The organism is Streptomyces zinciresistens K42 (genome assembly GCF_000225525.1).
GTDB lineage: Bacteria > Actinomycetota > Actinomycetes > Streptomycetales > Streptomycetaceae > Streptomyces > Streptomyces zinciresistens.
Genome location: NZ_AGBF01000139.1, coordinates 1 through 17789, shown reverse-complemented (window position 1 = coordinate 17789; position 17789 = coordinate 1). Strand labels below are relative to the sequence as shown.

Genomic DNA, 17789 nt, shown 5'->3' with positions numbered 1-17789 from the left:
TGTCGTCGAGGACGAGCTGCCGCCCGGCGGGGCCGGCGAAGGACTTCGAGACGTGGTCGATGCGCGCGGCCCGCTCCACGGACGCGGCCGTGCCGGATGCCTTGGCGAGGGCGGTCGCCATGGTCGTCACCTCCTGGGAACTCGGTGGATGGGGGTTACCGGGTGCCGAGACCGGCGTCGTCGACCGCGGGTTCGCCCTCGGCCTTCAGGACCCGGTTCAGCGGGCCCAGGTCGTAGATGCCGCGCAGGTCGGGCTTCTCCAGCAGGCCGGCCTTCACCGCGTTGTCCGCCTCGGTGCGGAGAGTGGCCGCCAGCGGGTCGTCGGTGACCCGGATCGAGCGCCAGGCCGGGTCCAGTACGGCGGCCGGCAGCAGCTTGCCGGTGTCGGCCGCGAGCTGCGCGTTCGCCGCGGCCCTGGCCCGCTCCGGCTCCGCCGCGATCCAGCGGTTGGCCTTCACGGAGGCGCGCAGCACGGCCTCCACGGCCTTCGGGTGCTCCTTGAGGAACGTCTGCGACACGACGACGTTCGTGATCACGAACTTCTTGTCCGGCCACAGGTCGGACTCGTCCAGGAGCACCTTGCCGCCCTCGGCGACGAGCTTGGACGCGGTCGGCTCGGGCACCCACGCGCCGTCGATGGAACCGGACCTGTAGGCGTCCGGGGTGATCTTGTTGTCGGTGCGCACGACGGAGACGTCGCCCCTGCCGCTCTGCGCGTCGACCTTCCAGCCCTGCCCGGAGATCCAGTTGAGCAGCGCCACGTCCTGGGTGTTGCCGAGCTGCGGCGTGGCGATCCGCTTGCCCTTCACGTCCCCGACCGACTTGATCTTCTTCGGGTTCACGACCAGCTTCACGCCGCCCGAGGCCGAACCGGAGATGATCCGCAGGTTCTCGCCCCGGCCCTTGAGATAGCCGTTGATCGCGGGGGAGGGGCCGATCCAGCCGATGTCGATCGAGCCGGAGTTGAGCGCCTCGATCTCCGACGGCCCGGCGTTGAAGGTGGCGAACCGCGCCCGGGTGCCGCCCAGTTCCTTCTGGAACAGCTTCTGCTGCCGGCCGACCAGCGCGGTGGCGTGGGTGAGGTTGCCGAAGTAGCCGATCCGCACCGAGTCCAGGCCGTCGACCTTCGCCGCCCCGGCGACGGGCCGTTCGGTGTCCACCCGGGCCTGCGAGCCGTAGCCGCACGCCGTGAGGGCGAGCAGCGGCAGCGCCGCCACGACGGCGAGCGTCCGGCGCGGGGCGGGGAGGGCAGGCACGGGAGATGTTCCTCTCGGTGGCCCGGCGCGCACGCCCGTGTCAGGTCGTGGCCGGGGAATCGGCGGGATGGTCCGGGGCGGCGCGTGTCGGGTGCGCGCCGGTCAGGGCGCACATCGGGCCACTCCGCCCTGTCCGCTGCCGAGGGTGCCGCCGCCGACGCGGCCGCCCTCCTTCGCGAACGTGGACCAGGGGTCGGGGGCCCGCACGTCAGAAGTCCCAGCCGTCGTCGTCGGGGTCGTCCTTGACCGGCTCCGGCGAGGCGAAGGACTCGCCGACCATGCCCGCGGTGAGCGTGGTGCCGTCGCTCGGGTCGATCAGGATGAACGAGCCCGTGCGGCGCGAGTCGGCGTAGGAGTCCACCGGCAGCGGCTCCGCGGTGCGCACCTTCACCCGGCCGATGTCGTTGGCGGCGAGGTGGCCGGGGTGCGGGTGCAGCGACAGGTCGGCGAGCGTGAGCCGGGACGGGATGTCCTTCACGATCGCCTTCACCGTGCGGGTGCCGTGCTTGAGCAGCACCCGGTGGCCGACCGTGAGCGGGGCGTCGGCGACGTGGCAGACCGTGGCCTCGATGTCCTGCGTGGTCGCGGGCGCGTCCTTGGCCGGCACGATCAGATCGCCGCGCGAGACGTCGATGTCGTCCTCCAGCAGGACGGTCACCGACTGGCTGGTCCAGGCGACGTCGACCGGCTCGCCCAGCAGGTCGATGCCCGAGATCCGCGACGTGCGGCCCGAGGGCAGGACGCTCACGGCGTCGCCGACCCGGAAGGAACCGGCGGCGATCTGACCGGCGTAGCCCCGGTAGTCGGGGTGCTCGGCGGTCTGCGGGCGGATCACGACCTGCACCGGCAGCCGGGCGTGGCAGTGGCTCAGGTCGTGGCTGACCGGGACCGTCTCCAGGTGCTCCAGGAAGGTGGGCCCGCCGTACCAGTCCATGGTCGCGGACGCGTCCACCACGTTGTCGCCGGCCAGCGCCGAGATCGGGATGGCGGTGATCTCCGGGACGCCCAGTTCCAGGGCGTACGCGGTGAACTCCTCGGCGATGGCCGCGAAGACGGACTCCTCGTAGCCGACGAGGTCCATCTTGTTCACGGCGAGGACCACGTGCGGGACCCGCAGCAGCGCCGCGATCGCCGCGTGCCGGCGGGTCTGCTCGACGACGCCGTTGCGCGCGTCGACCAGGACCACCGTCAGCTCGGCCGTCGAGGCGCCGGTGACCATGTTGCGGGTGTACTGCACATGGCCCGGGGTGTCGGCGAGGATGAAGCGGCGCCGGGGCGTGGCGAAGTAGCGGTAGGCCACGTCGATGGTGATGCCCTGCTCGCGCTCGGCCCGCAGTCCGTCGGTGAGCAGCGCGAGGTCCGGGGTGTCCTGCCCGCGGCTGCGCGAGGCGTGCTCGACGGCCTCCAGCTGGTCGGTGAGCACGGACTTGGAGTCGTGCAGCAGCCGGCCCACCAGGGTCGACTTGCCGTCGTCGACGGAGCCGGCGGTGGCGAACCGCAGCAGGGTCGTCTCGGAGAGTTCCGTGGTCGTGCTCATGCTTAGAAGTACCCCTCGCGCTTGCGGTCTTCCATCGCGGCCTCGGACATCTTGTCGTCGGCGCGGGTCGCGCCGCGCTCGGTGAGCCGGGACGCGGCGATCTCGGTGATGACCTGCTCCAGGCTCACCGCGTCGGAGTCGACGGCGCCCGTGCAGGACATGTCGCCGACGGTCCGGTAGCGCACGAGCCGCTTCTCGACGCTCTCACCGTCCTTGGGGCCGCCCCAGTCGCCCGCGGTCAGCCACATGCCCGCGCGCCGGAACACCTCGCGCTCGTGCGCGAAGTAGATCTGCGGCAGCTCGATTCCCTCGCGGGCGATGTACTGCCAGACGTCCAGCTCGGTCCAGTTGGACAGCGGGAAGACGCGCACGTGCTCACCGGGGGCGTGCCGGCCGTTGTACAGGTTCCACAGCTCCGGGCGCTGGCGGCGCGGGTCCCACTGGGAGAACTCGTCCCGCAGCGAGAACACCCGCTCCTTGGCGCGTGCCTTCTCCTCGTCGCGCCGCCCGCCGCCGAACACGGCGTCGAACCTCTCCGACTGGATGCGCTCCGTCAGCGGCAGCGTCTGGAGCGGGTTGCGGGTGCCGTCCGGGCGCTCCCTGAGCACGCCCCGGTCGATGTAGTCCTGCACGGAGGCGACGTGCAGCCGCAGCCCGTGCCGGGCGACCGTGCGGTCCCGGTACTCCAGCACCTCGGGGAAGTTGTGGCCGGTGTCGACGTGCAGCAGCGTGAAGGGCACCGGCGCGGGCGCGAACGCCTTCAGCGCCAGGTGCAGCATGACGATGGAGTCCTTGCCGCCGGAGAACAGGATCACCGGCCGCTCGAACTCCCCCGCCACCTCACGGAAGATGTGCACCGCCTCGGACTCCAGCGCGTCCAGGTGCGAGAGGGCGTACGGGCTGTCCGTACCCTCCTGCCGCGTGGCGACGGTCGTCGTCATGCCAGTCCCCTTTCGGTGAGCAGGGCGTACACCGACGCCGCGGACTCCTGCACGGTCTGGTGCTGCGACTCGATGCGCAGATCGGGCGACTCGGGTGCCTCGTACGGGTCGTCGACCCCGGTGAGCCCGCTGAGCTCGCCCGCGGCCTGCTTGGCGTACAGGCCCTTCACGTCGCGTACGGAGCACACGTCGAGCGGTGTGGCCACGTGCACCTCCAGATACGGCGAGCCGCCCTTCCGGTGGCGGACCCGCACCGCCTCCCGGCTCTCGGCGTAGGGCGCGATCACCGGGACCAGCGTCAGAACGCCGTTGCGGGTGAGGAGTTCGGCGAGGAAGCCGATGCGCTGCACGTTGGTGTGCCGGTCCGCCCGGCCGAAGCCGAGGCCGGCGGAGAGGAACTCGCGGATCTCGTCGCCGTCGAGGACCTCGACGCGGCGGCCTTCCGCACGCAGCCGGTCCGCGAGTTCGCGGGCGATGGTGGTCTTGCCCGCGCTGGGCAGACCCGTGAGCCAGACGGTGGCTCCGCTCGTCACGTGGTTCTCCAGATTCGCTGAGGACGCGGGGGATCGGGTCATGGGTCAGCCGTGCAGTCCGCACTCGGTCTTGCCGCGGCCCGCCCAGCGGCCGGCGCGCGCGTCCTCGCCCCGGAGCACCCGGCGGGTGCAGGGGGCGCAGCCGACCGAGGCGTAGCCGTCCGTCAGCAACGGGTTGGTCAGCACGCCGTGTTCGGCGACGTAGGCGTCCACGTCGTCCTGGGTCCAGCGGGCGATCGGGGAGATCTTCACCTTGCGGCGCTTGTCGTCCCAGCCCACGACGGGGGTGCCGGCCCGGGTCGGCGACTCGTCGCGGCGCAGTCCGGTCGCCCAGGCCGTGTACCCGCGCAGCCCGCGCTCCAGCGGCTCGACCTTGCGCAGCGCGCAGCACAGGTCGGGGTCGCGGTCGTGCAGCCGGGGCCCGTGCTCGGCGTCCTGCTCGGCGACGGTGCGCAGCGGGGTCAGCGTGAGGACGTTGACGTCCATCACGGCCTCGACCGCGTCCCGGGTGCCGATGGTCTCCTCGAAGTGGTAGCCCGTGTCGAGGAAGACGACGTCCACGCCGGGCAGGGCGCGGGAGGCGAGGTGCGCCACCACCGCGTCCTCCATCGAGGACGTGACGCACAGACGCGGCCCGAAGGCGGCGGCCGCCCACCGGAGGATCTCCAGCGCGGAGGCGTCCTCCAGGTCGCGGCCCGCCTGCTCGGCGAGCGCCCTGAGGCCGTCGGTCGTGCGTTCTTCCTGAAGCCCGGTCATATCCCGTCTCCCCCCACGTCGTGGCGCGGACCGCGGGCGAGCAGCCCGAGGAACTTCAGCCCGAAGGCGCGGTTGCAGGCCGCGCACTCCCAGGCGCCGTGGCCGGCCTCGCTCGGCCGCAGGTCCTCGTCGCCGCAGTACGGGCAGTAGAAGGGGGCCGCCCGCTCGCTCATGACAGGGCCTCCTCCGAGGCGCGCGCGGCCCAGACCGCGAACCGCTCGCCCTCCTCGCGCTCCGCCTGGAACCGCTTGAGCACCCGCTCGATGTAGTCGGGCAGCTCCTCGGAGGTGACCTTCAGCCCGCGCACCTTGCGGCCGAAGCCCGCCTCCAGGCCGAGCGCGCCGCCCAGGTGCACCTGGTAGCCCTCCACCTGCTCGCCCCGCTCGTCCACGACGAGCTGGCCCTTGAGACCGATGTCCGCCACCTGGATACGGGCGCAGGCGTTCGGGCAGCCGTTGATGTTGATGGTGAGCGGCTCGTCGAAGTCCGGGACCCGGCGCTCCAGTTCGTCGATCAGCTGGGAGCCGCGCGCCTTGGTCTCCACGATGGCGAGCTTGCAGAACTCGATGCCGGTGCAGGCCATGGTGCCGCGCCGGAACGAGGACGGCCTGGCCGTGAGGTCCAGTGCCTCCAGGGACTCCACGAGCGAGTCGACCTGCTCCTCCGCCACGTCGAGGACGATCATCTTCTGCTCGACGGTGGTCCGGACCCGGCCCGAGCCGTGCGCCTCGGCGAGATCGGCGATCTTCGTCAGGGTCGTGCCGTCCACCCGGCCGACCCGCGGGGCGAACCCGACGTAGAAGCGGCCGTCCTTCTGCCGGTGCACGCCGACGTGGTCGCGCCAGCGCCGGACCGGCTGCGCCGGGGCGGGCCCGTCGACCAGCTCGCGCTGGAGGTACTCGTCCTCCAGGACCCGGCGGAACTTCTCCGCGCCCCAGTCGGCGACCAGGAACTTCAGCCGGGCGCGGGTGCGCAGCCGCCGGTAGCCGTAGTCGCGGAAGATGCCGATCACGCCCGCCCAGACGTCCGGGACCTCCGCCAGCGGCACCCAGGCGCCGAGCCGGACGCCGATCTTCGGGTTGGTGGAGAGGCCGCCGCCGACCCACAGGTCGAAGCCGGGGCCGTGCTCGGGGTGCTCCACCCCGACGAAGGCGATGTCGTTGATCTCGTGGGCGACGTCGAGCAGCGGTGAGCCGGAGATCGCCGTCTTGAACTTGCGCGGCAGGTTGGAGAACTCCTTGCTGCCGATGTAGCGGGTCTGGATCTCGTCGATGGCGGAGGTGCCGTCGATGATCTCGTCCTCGGCGATGCCGGCGACCGGCGAGCCGATGATCACCCGGGGGGTGTCGCCGCACGCCTCGGTGGTGGACAGGCCGACGGCCTCCAGGCGGTTCCAGATCTCGGGCACGTCCTCGATCCGGATCCAGTGGTACTGGACGTTCTGCCGGTCGGTGATGTCCGCGGTGCCCCGGGCGAACTCCTGGGAGATCTCGCCGATCACCCGCAGCTGCCGCGTGGTCAGCCGGCCGCCGTCGATCCGCACCCGCAGCATGAAGTACGAGTCGTCCAGCTCCTCCGGCTCCAGGACGGCCGTCTTGCCGCCGTCGATCCCGGGCCTGCGCTGGGTGTACAGACCCCACCAGCGCATCCGTCCGCGCAGGTCGTTGGGGTCGATGGAGTCGAAGCCGCGCTTGGAGTAGATCGTCTCAATGCGTGTCCGCACATTGAGACCGTCGTCGTCCTTCTTGAACTGCTCGTTGCCGTTGAGCGGGGTGTGGTGCCCCGCCGCCCACTGGCCCTCGCCGCGGTGGCGGCTCACCTTGCGGCGGGGCGTCGCGGCGGCAGGCTTCTGCGGGGTGGCGGCCATGGTTGATACGTCCTTCGGGACAGGCGGAAAGCGGCTTTGACCTGCGCGTACGCGCGCAAGGGCAAACCTGCGCGTCCTTGCGCGGGAATGAGGCGGAAGAAGAGAGACGTCGGGCGCTGCGGGGCTGTCAGCGCGCCGGACAGATGGCGCTGGACATACGGCCCAGGTCGACGTGTCGCCGACTCACCAAGGCAATTCCAGTTCCAGGCATGACGGAAGCGTGGCACGGCGTTCTGGACACAGTCCAGCTTCATCCAGAATGTGGACACCCTTGTCCCGTCAGATGAGACAAGGGTGGTGTCGGTCACATGGCCCGTATCGGACGGTTTCTTCCCAGCTCAGCCGGGGTAGGCACCGGGCCACGGACCCGGTGCCGCCACTTCGGCCTCCTCCCGGACCTCGGTGGCGAACAGGGTGAAGCCGCGCCGCTGGTAGTTGGCCATCGCGTGCACCCCGTCCTTGCTGCACGTGTGGAGCCACACCCGCTTGGTCGGGGCCCGCCCCGGCACCCGCTCCGCCAGGTCCCAGGCGCGGGCGGCACCGTACGCCAGCAGGTGGCCGCCGATCCCGCGCCCGCGGAAAGCCGGAATCAGGCCGAAGTAGGCGATCTCCACGACCCCGTCGTCCTGCGCCCCCAGCTCCACGTAGCCGGCCGGGGTCCCGCGGTCCAGGGCCACCCAGGTCTCCACGCCCGGACGCGCCAGATGCTCCTGCCACCGCGCGTACGTCCAGCCCAGCCGGTCCACCCAGCGGATGTCGCCGCCCACGGACGCGTAGAGGAACCGGCTGAACTCCGGCGAGGGCACCTCGGCCCGGACGATCCGCACGTCGCCCTCGGGGGCGGCGGCCGGCAGGAGGTCGTCGGGCGAGGTCTGCTCCAGGGACCAGGTGGTCACGGGGATGTTCGTCATGACGGCCAGGGAATCACCCGGGCGGCCGGTCTGTCGATCGGCGGCCGCCCGTCCCGGGGCCGGTCGGGGCCGGTCGGGCCGCTATCCCAGCGCCTCGCCGATCGACGCCAGCGGCAGCGCGTACAGCATCCGGCCCGACTGCGACCAGACCTCACCGGTCTCCTCCCAGTACGACAGCGGACCGACCTTGCCGCCCCAGCAGCGGGGCGCGTCCTGCGAGCCGCAGCGCGTCGCCTCGGCACCCTCGGTGTCCTGGCGCCACAGGCTGCCCTGCCTGTCGGTGCTGCCGGGGGCGCGGCCCACGTACCAGTCGGAGCGGTCCCCGCCCGGCCCGCGCCGCGCCAGCACGCCCTCGACGCCGGACGCCTTCGTCGCGTACGCCTCGACCGCCGGCGCCGCCCCGGTGGCGTCCGTGTCCAGCAGGCCCGCCCGCGCGGGGTCCGCGCTGAAGTCGTAGCGCCACAGCCGGGCCTCCCGCTCGCTGCCGGGCGCGGTCCGCTCGCTCGCGACCAGGCTGTCGGGCGCCGTACTGCGGTCCAGCGAGACGGCGCCGAGCCGCGGCACGGCCCCCGGCCCGCTCAGCCGGTACGAGCCGACGGCCGGCAGCACGAACCGCTGGCCCGCGCCCGACCAGCCCGCCTTCACCCGGCCCACCGCGGCACTGGTGACCGTGGTGCGCTGCACCCGGTGCATGTCGTACACGTACAGGCCGTCGCCGGTCGTGACCAGCAGCTTGTCCTGGTACCAGACCATGCCCGACAGGTCCGAGGCCAGCGCGCGGTAGTCCCGGCCGCCGTCCACCGGGATCACCAGCAGGGCCGAGGCGTACCGCAGCCGGCCCATGTCCCCCGCGTCGACGAAGGCGACCCGGGCGAGACCCCGGTCCGCGCCGGCGCGGCTCCAGCCGGAGAGGATCACCCGGCTGTCGTTCCACCAGCCGTCGTCGTCGGCGTCGCCCGAGGTGGTGAGGGCACCCGCCCGCCACGCCCGGGTGCCGGCGCGGTCCCAGCAGTAGGCGCGGGTCGCGGCCGGTGCCACCGGCAGGGCCGCCGCGCGCTCGCCGGCCGTGCAGTCCGACCCGCCGCGCAGAGCACGGTCGGCGCTCTCCAGGACGGCGTGCACACCGACCGGCTTGCCCATCCGGGCGGCCAGTTCGTCCAGGGACGCCTGCGGGACCAACTGCTCCTGAAGCGTGAGCGGCCTGGTCTGCGCGGCCCTGGTGAGCGGTGTGAGAGCCCCCGGGTTGTCCCCGACGGTGGCCTGTGAGGCGCTGATCATCGTGGCGGCGGCGGTGAGCGCGAGAGCGGTTCCGGCGAGGAACGCGCGCAGCGCCCGGCCCTGCCTGCGTCGGCGATGTCTGCCGCGGTGCTTCATCAAACCTCCCGGGGCGAGCCAACTGCGTTCACCGGTCCGTGCGTTGACCGAAGGGCAGGCGGGGTGGCCCGGTACAGGATGCTACGGCAGGTAGGCACGGTTGCGGACTAAGACCCTGCAAATATGCGAAAGAAGAGTGGCGCCCGACCCCGCCGCACCCGGTCACCGGACCCGCGCCACGGCCGGTGCCGTCGAATGAGGCAGCAGGTCACGGCGGTTGTCCGGCAGCAGCATCGCGACCTCGACGTCCTCGCGGAAGCGGTACGGCCGGTGTTCCAGGAACCCGCCGAGATAACGCCGCACCCGGGACATCTCGGCACGCACCGTGACCGTGCGGCCCGGATCGCCGAACATCTCTTCGGCCAGCGCCGCCGCGCCGCGCCCCGCCGGGTGCAGCGCCAGCAGGTAGAGCAATTCGGCGTGCCGGGGACTCAGTTCACGGGTCCAGGACGCGGCGCCGCAGGACACCGTCATCGAACAGCGGCGCGGCCGCGTCAGATCCAGCGCGATCCGCGCGGGCCCCTCGGGCACCGGCTCCTCCGAGACCCGCAGCAGCCAGCCGTCCGCCAGCGGCTCCACCGCGCACAGCCCGAGCGGCGGCAGCCACCGCGGCCCCGGCGCGAGCGGGGTGGGCAGCGCGACCCGGCCGGTGTACGGCATCCCCGTCACGGCCGCGGTCCAGCCGTCCCGGTCCACCACCAGGGCCCGCCCGGCGAGCCGGGCCAGCGCCGGGGCCGCCACCGCCCGCAACCGCTCCAGCGAGCCCAGATGCAGCTCCCGCAGCCGGGCCTCGGCGAGCTTGGCCACCGAGTCCACCCAGGCCAGGGTCGCCGGATGCATGGTCTCCAGCGGCCCGCTGACGTCCACCACGCCCAGCAGGCTGCCGTCCCGGGGGTCCGTCAGCGGAGCCCCCGAGCAGGTCCAGGAGGTCTGCGAGCGGTGGAAGTGCTCGGAGGCGAAGACCTGAACGGGCCGGCGCACCACGGCCGGTGTGCCGACGCCGTTGGTGCCGACGACCTCCTCCCGCCAGTCGGCGCCCACTTCGAACCCCAGGCCGTCGGCCGCGCGCAGCACCGAGGCGTTGCCCTCCCGCCACAGCACCCGGCCCTCGTCGTCGGCGACGACCATGATGTGCCGGGCGACGTCCGCGACCGACAGCAGCCCCTCGCGCAGCACCGGCAGCACATGCCGGATCGCCGTGGCCTCCCGCCGCCGCCGCACCTCCTCGCGGGTCAGCGGACGCGAGCGGAAGTCGTGCTCCGGATCCACTCCGTGCCGCCGCGCCCGCTCCCAGGAGCGCTCGATGACCGGGCGCGGCGCCACGGGGGACCGCTGTCCGGAAAGGGTGGCCGCGCGGACCTCGCTGAGCACGCGTGCCGCACGCGCCGAGTCCACGGCGGCCAGCTGCGTCACGTCCGTCGGCGAGAGCGCCAAAGGGTCCTCCCCGGTGAGAGATCTCGTCCTGACCGTACGTCCCGCGAGGCGCCTGCCGGGCGGAATCCCCTGACCCGGGTTCCGCGACCCGTCCCCGGTGACCGGAATCCCGGGACCTGCGCCTCCTCGTGCGCGCTTCGTGGTGCCGCCCCGCCGCGCCCGGAGGGACACAGTCCGCACACAGCCGCCGACAAGTTGCAACCCCCTGCAACCCTGGTGGACCGCCCTGGCCTGATCGAGACTTGAGCGACGCCGTCCCGAGCGGCGTCCGCGGCCCGCCACGGGCCCTGAGCGGGGGTGGTGCCGTGTCGGCGCAGCACCACCCCCCACCTCCGCCCGCGCCCCCGCCCGCGCGGCGCCTCACAGCCGCGGTCGGGCCCGGTCCACCACGGACGCCAGGTCCAGCGTCGACGGCAGCGTGCCGAAGGCGGCGCCCCCGTCGCCGCCCAGCCGGGAGGCGCAGAACGCGTCGGCGACCTCCGGCGGCGCGAACCGCACCAGCAGCGACCCCTGGAGGACCAGCGCGAGCCGCTCGGTCAGCCGCCGCGCCCGCCCCTCGACACCCTCCAGATCCGCCAGTCCGGTCAGCAGCGACCTGATCGCCGCGTCGAGCCGGTGGTCGGCGCCGCGCGCGAGCCCCACCTCCCGCAGATACGCGTCCAGCGCCCCCGGCTCGCGCCGCAGCACCCGCACCACGTCCAGCGCCTGCACGTTGCCCGCGCCCTCCCAGACCGAGTTCAGCGGGGACTCCCGCACCAGCCGGGGCATCCCGGACTCCTCGACGTAGCCGTTGCCGCCCAGGCACTCGGACGCCTCCACCGCCAGCGGCGCGCACCGCTTCGTCACCCAGTACTTCGCGGCCGGCACCGCGATCCGCAGCAGCGCGCGCTCCCGCTCCCCGCCGTCGTCGCGGGCGGCCGCCAGCCGCAGCGCGAGCGTGGTCGCCGCCTCCGACTCGACGGCCAGGTCGGCCAGCACGTTGCGCATGAGCGGCTGGTCGACGAGCCTGCCGCCGAACGCCTTCCGGTACGTACAGTGGTGCACCGCCTGCGCGACCGCCTGCCGCATCAGCCCCGCCGAACCGAGCACGCAGTCCAGCCGGGTCGCCGCCACCATCTCGATGATGGTGGGCACCCCGCGCCCCTCCTCACCCACCCGGCGCGCCCACGTCCCGTCGAACTCGACCTCGGCCGAGGCGTTGGACCGGTTGCCCAGCTTGTCCTTGAGGCGCTGGATCAGGAACACGTTGCGGGCGCCGTCCGCCAGCACCCGCGGCACCAGGAAGCACGTCAGCCCCCGCGGCGCCCGCGCCAGCACCAGGAACCCGTCCGACATCGGGGCCGAGCAGAACCACTTGTGCCCGCGCAGCGCGTACGTCCCCGGCTCGGCCAGCGGCTCGGCGGCCGTCGTGCCGGCGCGGACGTCGCTGCCGCCCTGCTTCTCGGTCATCGCCATCCCGAACAGGGCGCCGGCCTTCAGCCCGGCCGGCCGCAGCTCCCGGTCGTACACCCTGGACGTCAGCCGGGGCTCCCACTCGGCGGCCAGCCCGGGGTCGGCGCGCAGGGCGGGGACCGCCGCGTGCGTCATGGACAGCGGACAGCCGTTGCCGGCCTCCACCTGCGTCCACAGCAGGAACGCCGCCGCCCTGCGCACGTGCCCGCCCGGCCGGGTCCAGGCCGCGGTCAGGCCCGCCGACACGCCCTTGCCGAGCAGCCGGTGCCAGGACGGATGGAACTCCACCTCGTCGACGCGGTGCCCGTAGCGGTCGTGGGTGCGCAGCCGCGGGGGGTTCGCGTTCGCCAGCGCCCCCCACTCCTGCACCTGCGCCGAGCCGCAGGTGCGTCCGAGCGCCGCCAGCTCCGCGCGCACCTCGTCGCGCAGCTCCGGGGCGAGGTGGCGCTCGACGGCCGAGGCCAGGGCCAGGTCGGCGCTGTAGGCGTCGTACCCGGTCAGGGGCGGGGGCTGGTTGGTCACGGTGTGGGTGCTGCCTGCCATGGCGGTGAACCTACCCCCGCGCGCGGCGCCGTGCCCGGCCCGGTGGCGGCGGCGCGGCGGGCGGACCGGCCGCGGGGGCACCCACCCGGCGCCGCGACGAGAGCGCCCCCGCGCTGCGGATACCTTTGGTTCGTGCAGCCAGCAAGTGAATCCTCCGAGCAGCCCTCCGGGCGCCTCCACCGGGCGCGTGCGCTCTACCGGAACGTCTCCAAGCGCAGGACCGCCTGGCTGCTGCTCAAGGACACCGTCAACTCCTGCATCGAGTACCGCATCCTCGGCCTCGCCGCCGAGGCGGCCTTCTTCACCCTGCTCTCGGTCCCCCCGCTGCTGCTCAGCCTCATCGGCCTCCTCGGCTACGTCGACGACTGGACCGGCACGGAGACGATCACGAGCCTGGAGTCCAACCTGCTGGAGGCGTCCCGCACCGTCCTGTCCGACAAGGGCGTGCGCCAGATCGCCCAGCCGATCCTGGACGACGTGATGAACGGCGGGCGCCCCGACGTGATCTCCGTCGGCTTCCTGTTCGCCCTGTGGTCGGGCTCGCGCGCGGTGAACGTCTTCATAGACACGATCACCGTCATGTACGGCCTCGACGGCGTCCGGGGCATCGTCCGCACGCGCCTCGTCGCCTTCCTGCTGTTCCTCGCGGCCCTGCTGATCGGCTCGGTCGCGCTGCCGCTGATGGTGGCCGGCCCCGACGCGGTGGTGCGGCTCGTCCCGGAGTCCACGACCGTCGTGCAGATCCTGTACTGGCCGGTCGTGCTCGTGCTGTCGGTGGCGTTCCTGACCACGCTCTACCACGTGTCCGTGCCGGTGCGCTCGCCCTGGATCGAGGACGTGCCCGGCGCGCTCGTCGCCCTCGGCATGTGGGTGCTGGGCAGCTTCCTGCTGCGCATCTACCTGACCAACACCATCGAGGGCGCGACGATCTACGGTTCGCTGGCCGCCGCCGTGGCCGTGCTCCTGTGGATCGGCGTGTCCGCGTTCGCCGTCCTCGTCGGGGCCGCGGTCAACGCCGCGATCGACCGGGTCTGGCCCGCCGCCGCCACCGCCGCGGCCCGCGCCGCGAACGAGCGGGCCCGCGAGGCCCAGGTCGCCGAGTACGTGGCCCGCGCCACCGCCGTGCGCGAGCAGGACCCGGACGACCCGGACATGCCCTCGGAGTTCCCCGAGCGGTGGTCGCGCTTCCTGCCGCCCGAGGACCTGACGTCCCGCCTGCGGACCCACGTCAAGAGCAGCCACCCGCACAGCCCCCACCGACCCGAGGGCCCGGACAAGCACTGACCGCGTGACCGCGGGGCCCGCGCCGCGGGGCCGGGCGGGTCGGTCCGCCCCAGCGGACGGCGCCGCGGCACAGGCGGGGACGGCCGGGCCGCCGCCGGGCCGTCTACGCTGGGCCAGGTGTACGAGGAGAGGGCGTCCCGGTTCCCGGGGGCCGTCGTCTGGACGAACACACCCTCCGCGGGCGACAGCGGGTGCGTCCTGCCGGACGGGTGCATGGACCTGCTCTGGAACGACGGCCGGCTGCTGGTCGCCGGGCCCGACACCCGCGCCCATTGCGCCGGCGGCGGTACGGGCCCCTGGCTGGGCGTCCGGTTCTTCCCCGGGACCGCGCCGGCCCTGCTGGGCGTGCCCGCGCACGAGGTGCGCGACCGGCGGCTCGACCTCGCGGACCTGCGGCCCGCGCCCCGGGTACGGCGCCTGAGCGCGCGGATCGGGGCGGCCGACGGCGGCGGGGCGGCCCTGGCGGACATGGCCCGCGCCCTGGAGGAAGCGGCCCTCGAACTGGCCGCCGACGCCCCGCCGCCCGATCCGCTGCTGCGCCGGATCGTCACGGCCCTCGACGCGGGGCATCCGGTCTCGGCGACCGCCGACCGGCTCGGCCTCGGCGCGCGCCGGCTGCACCGCCGCTGTCTGACCGCCTTCGGCTACGGCCCCAAGACGCTCGGCCGGGTACTGCGGCTCCAGCGCGCCCTCGCACTCGCGCGGGCCGGCACCCCCTTCGCCGCCACGGCCGCCCTGAGCGGCTTCGCCGACCAGGCCCATCTCGCCCGGGACGTGAAGGAGTTGGCGGGTGTGCCGTTGGGGGAGCTACTCGGCCGGGGCGGCGGGTAGCGGGGCGAACAGGTCGACGCCGTTGCCGTCCGGGTCGCACACGCTCGCGTAGCGCTGCCCCCAGAACGCGTCCCAGGGTTGGAGTTCGCCGTGGTACCCGGCGCCCACCAGTTCGCCGTAGACCGAGTCGACCTCGGCCGGATCCGCGCAGCGCAGGGCGAGGGAGGCCCGGCCACCGCCCGTGGGGGGCCGCCAGCCCGGGTGGAAGGACCGCACGGACGCCTCGGTGTCCAGCAGCAGCCGCGGTCCGCCCCCCAGCGCGGCCTCGGCGTGCGGTTCGCTCTCGGCGCCCTCGGGGAACACGAGGCCGAGGCGGCGGTAGAAGGCGACGGAGGCGGCCATGTCGGCGACGACGAGGCCGATGGCGTCGAATCGGGGAGTCATGCCGTCACCGTAGGCGGACCGGTCGTCACCGGTCTTGAAGGAATCGGACACCGCCGCGGACACGGACCGTCCCGCTCAGCGGAAGGTCACGGGCCCGCGCGGGCTGTCCACGGTGAACGACAGCGCCACCGGGCCCGCGGTGAGGGCGAGGTCCGTACCGAGCGCCGCCAGCAGCGGGCGGATCGCGGCGGGGTCGGGTGCGCTCGCCGACAGGGACAGCAGCGGGGTGACGGGCAGGTCCGAGGCGGTGGGGTGCGGTGAGCCGCCCCAGTCGATCAGGAAGGGCACGAGACCGGAGGGGTGCGCGTCGTCGCCGTCGGTGAGCCGCCACCGCAGCAGCGTGCCGTCGGGTCTGCGGCGGCTCATCGGCTGGGCGGGCCCGGGGTCGTAGCCCTCGGCCCGCGCCGCGGCGATGGCCGCGTCCAGGTCGGGCGGGCTGATCGCCCAGGTCACCGGGCGCGCACCGGCGATCCCGTCGACCTCGAACGGGCGCGGCCGGCCCGGGTCCGGCCGCTCCGGGTCCGGTCCGACGATCTCCAGATAGCCGCCGTTGCCCAGCGACACCAGGTGGTTGCGGGTGCCGAACCCGACGTGCACACCGCCCGGGGCGGGGGTCACGCCGGTCCGCCGGGCGAAGTCGGCGACCGTGGCGGCCAGGTCCGGCGTCGCGAGGACGAGATGATCCAGGTGTGCGGGAAGGGAGTTCATCGCACCCGAGGCTACGCAGCACCGCCCGCGTCACGGAACACCTGTGCCCCGCAGGCGTGTTGGGCACGGCACAGGTGCCACGGCGGGCGACGACCGCCCGTCGGGGCGCGGCGTCCGGCGCGTGCTCCCGGCGTGCCGGCCGGCAGCCCGCACCGGGCGTCACGACGGGACGGACGGGACTTTCGCAGCACGCCCTGGTGCTGTGGCCGGGCGTCGCGAGCCGGTGAACCCTCCCGGTCACCGCACTAGGCTCGGCCCATGGCCCGCCGACTCCTCGTCCACACCCGCACCGCCGACTACCGGCACGCCTCCATCCCGGCCGGTGTCGAGGCGCTGCGCGCACTCGGCGGCTTCGAGGTCGACCACACCGAGGACCCCGCGAGCTTCGAGCGCCCCCTCGACGGCTACGCCGCCGTCGTCTTCCTCTCCACCAGCGGCGAGGTCCTCACCCCCGCCGGACGGACCCGGCTGGCCGCTTACGTCGAGGCGGGCGGCGGCTTCGTCGGCGTGCACGCGGCCGCCTGCACCGAGTACGACTGGCCCTACTACGGCGAGTTGCTCGGCGCCCGCTTCGCCCGCCACCCCGCCCACCAGCCGGGCACGGTGGTCGTCGAGGACGCCGACCACCCCGCGACCCGACACCTGCCCGCCGCCTGGGACTTCACCGACGAGTGGTACGACTTCCGCACCAACCCCCGTGGCGCGGTGAGGGTGTTGGCCCGCGCCGACGAGTCGTCCTACGAGGGCGGCGGCATGGGCGCCGACCACCCGCTGGTGTGGTGCCGCGACCAGGGCGCCGGCCGGGTCTTCTACACCGCCCTCGGCCACGCCGCCGAAGCCTACGCCGACCCCCACTTCCGCACCCACCTGGAAGGCGCCCTGGCCTGGTCCTCCGCCGGCCCCGCCACGGAGCGTCCCCACGGGTGAGCGGCCGTCCGGTTCAGGCGCCGCGGACCGGTCTGGGGAGGGCGTGGAACTGGGGGCCGTAGGTGGTCCGGGTGCCGGGGATGGGGGTCTCCATCAGCTCGACGGCCGGGTACTCCAGTCCGCGCATCGTGTGCACGGCCGCGTTCAGGGTACGGGCGCCGCCGCCCGCCCAGGCGGCGTCCAGGGAGTCGAGGACGGTGCTGTACATGGCGTCGAAGCGGAACAGCAGCCGGTTCACGGCGGCCGGGGCGCCGCGGCGGCCGCCGGCCGGTACCGGTGCCATCGGGCGCGCGTCCGGGAAGGGCACGGGCGGGCCGGTGTAGCGCCAGCCCGCGTCGGTCGCGCGCAGCCCGCGGCCGTGGTAGATCTCGCCGAACGCGTAGTAGTGGGCCGGGAAGTCGTCCTCGAAGGACTCGTTGGGGGAGCTCTCGGTGCCCTCGCCCTGCTCCCTGATGACACCGATGGCGTGCTCGACCTCCGCCAGGGTCCGCACCGGGCGCAGCTCGTCGCCGCCGACGTAGGTGGTCACCTGGCCCGCCGCGGACAGCTCGGGCCGCAGCGCGCGGAACGCGTCCAGCAGACCGCCGTAGAACTCGCCCACGGTGGGGGAGGAGACGGCGCCGCTGGTGAGCGGTTCCTCGGGCGCCTCGATCGCCATCATCACGTCGCGTACGAAGGGCTTGGTGAGCCCCGACAGATAGACGGTCACCCCGGCCCGGACGCCGCCCGGCAGCGGGCCCGGGTACACCGGCGCCGCGGCCTTGATCCGGGGCCTCCCGCCCACGGCGACCAGCATGTTGCAGACGAGGCCGAGGTGCTGCATCTCGTCGCCGACGATGTGCCGGATCATCCGCGCGACCTCGCTGCCCTGGTCCTTCACCGACCACCAGCCGCACAGATAGGGCGGGATGGTGGCGAGTTCGAGCCCCACGGCGACCTGGAGCGCCGACCTGATCCAGTCGGCGCCGCGGCCCTCGCGCGGTACGGCCATCAGACGCGCCACCGACCCGGACGCGGCCGCCGCGAGCGGCGCCGCCTGCGCGGGCCCGGC

The 17789-nt window shown here is 73.9% G+C and carries 18 protein-coding genes and 1 pseudogene; 3 read left to right on the top strand and 16 right to left on the bottom strand.

The features are described from left to right. From SZN_RS40120 to SZN_RS27045, 13 genes and pseudogenes are all read right to left on the bottom strand, one after another. A pseudogene (locus SZN_RS40120) lies at positions 1–121 on the bottom strand (ABC transporter ATP-binding protein); the annotation flags it as partial. A gap of 34 nt (positions 122–155) precedes the next feature. Beyond that, positions 156–1256, bottom strand: a complete 1101-nt coding sequence (locus SZN_RS27090; RefSeq protein ID WP_007501016.1) for an aliphatic sulfonate ABC transporter substrate-binding protein — start codon at positions 1254–1256, stop codon at positions 156–158. 208 nt (positions 1257–1464) lie between these two features. Then, complete coding sequence (locus SZN_RS27085; protein WP_007501014.1) at positions 1465–2793, bottom strand: sulfate adenylyltransferase subunit 1; 1329 nt, start codon at positions 2791–2793, stop codon at positions 1465–1467. Between the two features lie 2 nt (positions 2794–2795). Beyond that, positions 2796–3734 (bottom strand): sulfate adenylyltransferase subunit CysD, encoded by a 939-nt coding sequence (gene cysD, locus SZN_RS27080; RefSeq protein ID WP_007501007.1) that lies wholly within the window; start codon positions 3732–3734, stop codon positions 2796–2798. Then, a complete protein-coding gene (gene cysC / locus SZN_RS27075) occupies positions 3731–4309 on the bottom strand; it encodes an adenylyl-sulfate kinase (RefSeq protein ID WP_078508966.1) in 579 nt (192 codons plus the stop codon). Before cysC ends, cysD begins: the two co-directional genes overlap by 4 nt. A 3-nt stretch (positions 4310–4312) precedes the next feature. Further along, positions 4313–5023, bottom strand: a complete 711-nt coding sequence (locus SZN_RS27070) for a phosphoadenylyl-sulfate reductase (RefSeq protein WP_007501002.1) — start codon at positions 5021–5023, stop codon at positions 4313–4315. Beyond that, the gene (locus tag SZN_RS41580; RefSeq protein ID WP_007501000.1) at positions 5020–5196 is read right to left on the bottom strand and encodes a hypothetical protein; all 177 of its coding nucleotides are present in this window, start codon (positions 5194–5196) and stop codon (positions 5020–5022) included. The genes SZN_RS27070 and SZN_RS41580 overlap by 4 nt, the downstream gene beginning before the upstream one ends. Next, positions 5193–6890 (bottom strand): nitrite/sulfite reductase, encoded by a 1698-nt coding sequence (locus SZN_RS27065; RefSeq protein WP_007500999.1) that lies wholly within the window; start codon positions 6888–6890, stop codon positions 5193–5195. The genes SZN_RS41580 and SZN_RS27065 overlap by 4 nt, the downstream gene beginning before the upstream one ends. Before the next feature lie 127 nt (positions 6891–7017). Beyond that, complete coding sequence (locus tag SZN_RS43370; RefSeq protein WP_310887545.1) at positions 7018–7101, bottom strand: putative leader peptide; 84 nt, start codon at positions 7099–7101, stop codon at positions 7018–7020. Between the two features lie 127 nt (positions 7102–7228). Next, on the bottom strand, positions 7229–7801 hold the full coding sequence (locus SZN_RS27060; RefSeq protein WP_007500997.1) for a GNAT family N-acetyltransferase: 573 nt from the start codon (positions 7799–7801) through the stop codon (positions 7229–7231). 81 nt (positions 7802–7882) lie between these two features. After that, positions 7883–9175 (bottom strand): hypothetical protein, encoded by a 1293-nt coding sequence (locus tag SZN_RS27055; RefSeq protein ID WP_007500995.1) that lies wholly within the window; start codon positions 9173–9175, stop codon positions 7883–7885. Between the two features lie 162 nt (positions 9176–9337). Beyond that, positions 9338–10609, bottom strand: coding sequence for a GAF domain-containing protein (locus SZN_RS27050; RefSeq protein WP_007500993.1), 1272 nt, complete (start codon positions 10607–10609; stop codon positions 9338–9340). Positions 10610–10969: 360 nt separating this feature from the next. Next, a complete protein-coding gene (locus SZN_RS27045; protein WP_007500991.1) occupies positions 10970–12604 on the bottom strand; it encodes an acyl-CoA dehydrogenase family protein in 1635 nt (544 codons plus the stop codon). 132 nt (positions 12605–12736) lie between these two features. On the opposite strand from SZN_RS27045, the gene SZN_RS27040 reads away from it, so the two are divergent. Continuing rightward, positions 12737–13888 (top strand): YihY/virulence factor BrkB family protein, encoded by a 1152-nt coding sequence (locus tag SZN_RS27040; protein ID WP_007500989.1) that lies wholly within the window; start codon positions 12737–12739, stop codon positions 13886–13888. 117 nt (positions 13889–14005) lie between these two features. Beyond that, a complete protein-coding gene (locus tag SZN_RS27035) occupies positions 14006–14719 on the top strand; it encodes a helix-turn-helix domain-containing protein (RefSeq protein ID WP_043733367.1) in 714 nt (237 codons plus the stop codon). On the opposite strand, the gene SZN_RS27030 is transcribed toward SZN_RS27035, so the two are convergent. Both SZN_RS27030 and SZN_RS27025 read right to left on the bottom strand, forming a co-directional pair. Continuing rightward, positions 14696–15103, bottom strand: a complete 408-nt coding sequence (locus tag SZN_RS27030) for a VOC family protein (protein WP_078508969.1) — start codon at positions 15101–15103, stop codon at positions 14696–14698. The two genes, SZN_RS27035 and SZN_RS27030, sit on opposite strands and share 24 nt — an antisense overlap. 75 nt (positions 15104–15178) lie before the next feature. After that, positions 15179–15811 carry a VOC family protein gene (locus tag SZN_RS27025; RefSeq protein ID WP_007500983.1) on the bottom strand — a complete coding sequence of 211 codons (633 nt, stop codon included), beginning with the start codon at positions 15809–15811 and terminating at the stop codon, positions 15179–15181. Positions 15812–16069: 258 nt separating this feature from the next. On the opposite strand from SZN_RS27025, the gene SZN_RS27020 reads away from it, so the two are divergent. After that, positions 16070–16738: a ThuA domain-containing protein gene (locus tag SZN_RS27020; protein ID WP_007500980.1), complete on the top strand. Its 669-nt coding sequence runs from the start codon at positions 16070–16072 to the stop codon at positions 16736–16738. 13 nt (positions 16739–16751) lie between these two features. Here SZN_RS27020 and SZN_RS27015 read toward each other — a convergent pair. Beyond that, positions 16752–17789, bottom strand: a 1038-nt coding sequence (locus tag SZN_RS27015; RefSeq protein WP_007500978.1) for a ferritin-like domain-containing protein, incomplete at its 5' end; no start/stop codon positions are given.